The 2392-nt window shown below is 57.9% G+C and carries 2 protein-coding genes; both read right to left on the bottom strand.

Annotation, left to right across the window (positions count from 1 at the left end; all coding sequences use genetic code 11):
* A partial coding sequence (locus WB528_RS17760; protein ID WP_423889706.1) for a DUF4189 domain-containing protein occupies positions 1-358 on the bottom strand: 358 nt, incomplete at its 3' end.
* A gap of 520 nt (positions 359-878) precedes the next feature.
* Positions 879-2021, bottom strand: coding sequence for a tyrosine-type recombinase/integrase (locus WB528_RS17755; RefSeq protein WP_423889705.1), 1143 nt, complete (start codon positions 2019-2021; stop codon positions 879-881).
* Positions 2022-2392 lie beyond the last annotated feature (371 nt).

Raw genomic sequence — 2392 nt, 5'->3', positions numbered from 1 at the left:
GGTCTGGATCATATGGATCGCATTGAGCGTTAAAAGGTTTGCATTCGGAGCCGTGTCCATCACAAACTTTCTCGCGCGCTGCCTGAATGGTTGGAGCGTGCGCTGTAATAATGAAGCCGCCGTCGTTCGCAGCGGCAATACATTCATTAGAAAAATCACTGAATATTCTGCAGCTGGAGCTTTCGTTTTTGCAGACAGCCAACGCTTCAGCATGAGCTTGAGCTTCCGTGGAATCGTTATAGCTAGACGCACAATACCAGTGCTGGTTATCGAGCGTACGGCCGCATGCGAGGGCGCCAAAGGCGAATGCAGGTGTGGGTGCGAGTAGAACAAACAGCGTGATCGCGAAGCGGCGCATTATCCCCCCGAAAAAGGTGAGGGCGCCCAGTGGCCACCGAGCGCCCTCGTTGTCGTCTACGCAGCCCCAATGAACTCGATGTTCTCAGGAACGCGCAAACCCCGCCGCTTTAGCCAGTCCAAGACATCGGGGGTGTACCACAGCACGTGAGCGCTCCGATGATTACCGCCGACCTTCCCGCGTAGCGGAAATGGATCGCCGTGATGATACTTCGGATCGGTCTCGAGCCTTTGAGTGTGGCTTCTCCCGTAAGGCCATCCCAGAACTCGCTTTAACGCATTCCACGTTAAGTACAGCGGCAGTCTCACCTTGTCTGACATCGGAAATCTCCAGAGTGCGGAGACATCCGGACGTCACACGCGGTTGTGGGTTGGCGGATGCCAACCCGCCAAAATTGTAAAAGGGCTCACGCGATAATTGCAAGAGGGAATCGTTGCGCCAGGATGCGTCATGGTGGACTGTCGATGGGCAAAATGAGGTCCGGGACTGGTTGATTGTTGCGCCGCAATGACTCAGAGGCTTATTCGGCGGCTTCAAGAGCTGGCCCCACAGGCCTTATGATTGAGGCTAAACGATCCTCCCAAATGGCGAGGGCGGCACGCATTTCTTCGATGTAGCGGGCTTTGTTGTAGACAAATGCGATGCGACTGATCGTACCCGTCGCGTGGTTGAGAATGCGCTCGATGACGTGAGGCAAAACGCCCATCTCCGCCATGCGCGTCGCAACGGTGCGGCGGATGTCGTGAAGCGTCCATTTCGAGACGCCGCTCAATTCATCCAGTGTCGCTTTTGCCTTGCCCCAACCCTGGAATGGCTCGTTGCCTTTCCCCGGAAACATAAAAGAGCCTGGGGGTTTTGGTGACAGCAGCCGCAGCGCGAAGCCGCTCAATGGGAGGATGTGTTCGCGGTGGTTTTTTGTCAGGGCCGCCGGCAGTATCAGAAGGTTGTCCGTCACGTGGTCTGATTGGATATGCGCACATTCACCCCTCCGAAGCCCTGTGAGGATAAGCAGCTGAACGATGCGGGCGAAACTCGCCGGCAGTTCGCTGGGAGTTTCCAGGCACGCCGCGGTACAGTTCCATATCCTACCAAGTTCGTCATCGGAAAGCACACGGGTGCGCGGCTCGCGCGCGTACGGCGAGAGGCCATCGCACGGATTGTTGGTGAGGTAGCGGCGCTTTCGGCACCAATTGAAAAAGATGCGGCCAACCGTAAGGGCGTGGTTGTACTGGCCCGGAGGCAATTTCGCGAGCCGATGCGTGATCTGTGCCGGCGTGATGTCGCCTAAGCGCCCTTGGAAGCGAAAGTGGCGATATAAGAGCCAGCGATAGCCTCGGACGGTGAGCGGGCGCCGGTTCTTCGCCTTCTCTGCCAGGTAATCGTCGATCGCGGCTTTGACGCTCATGCTTTGCGGATGCAGGTGGCCCAAGGTGAACTCGGCGAGCAGCCGCTTTGCCTCGCTTCGCGCGTCCTGGAGCGAGATGAGAGGGAAGTGCCCGAGCGTAATCCTGCGGTTGTCGTGCTTGAGGACGAACGTCTTTGCGCCCCCCTGTGAGAGCCGGACGCCGAAGCACGGCAGCTTCGCGTCCCAATACATCACTTGGCCCTGCGATGGCAGCGCAAGGCTTCTCAATCCGACATCTGAAAGCGAAATCTTAGGCACTTCCTAGGCACCTGGGATCGCGGATTGCAGCGGTTTGCCGTGGGCAATGATATGCGAGGAAGTGCCGATAAAATCAAGGGAAGTGGTGACAGTGGCGAACGGTGAACAAACAACAAAAATTAGTCAGAGTCCGATGTTCTACCGTTGAACTATTCCCCAACGCGCGCTGCGGCCGACGTTGTTGCCGGTCTGCCGCCGTGCGGTCGTCAGCCGGGAGATGGGCCCGTCTGGAGCAGACGCCGGCGTGCTGGGCGTCCGAAGCGAGATCATCTAGGGCATCTTCGCGGGCTTTCCAAGAGCAGGTTTCGGCCAGACGCCGTCACCGCCTGACATCTGTCGATGTCTTTAAGCAAGGACCTCGCGAGCGCGAA

The sequence above is a fragment of the Bradyrhizobium sp. genome (genome assembly GCF_049586575.1).
Lineage (GTDB): Bacteria > Pseudomonadota > Alphaproteobacteria > Rhizobiales > Xanthobacteraceae > Bradyrhizobium.
The sequence above is the reverse complement of the archived record's forward strand: the minus strand, read 5'-3'. Positions and strand labels throughout refer to the sequence as shown.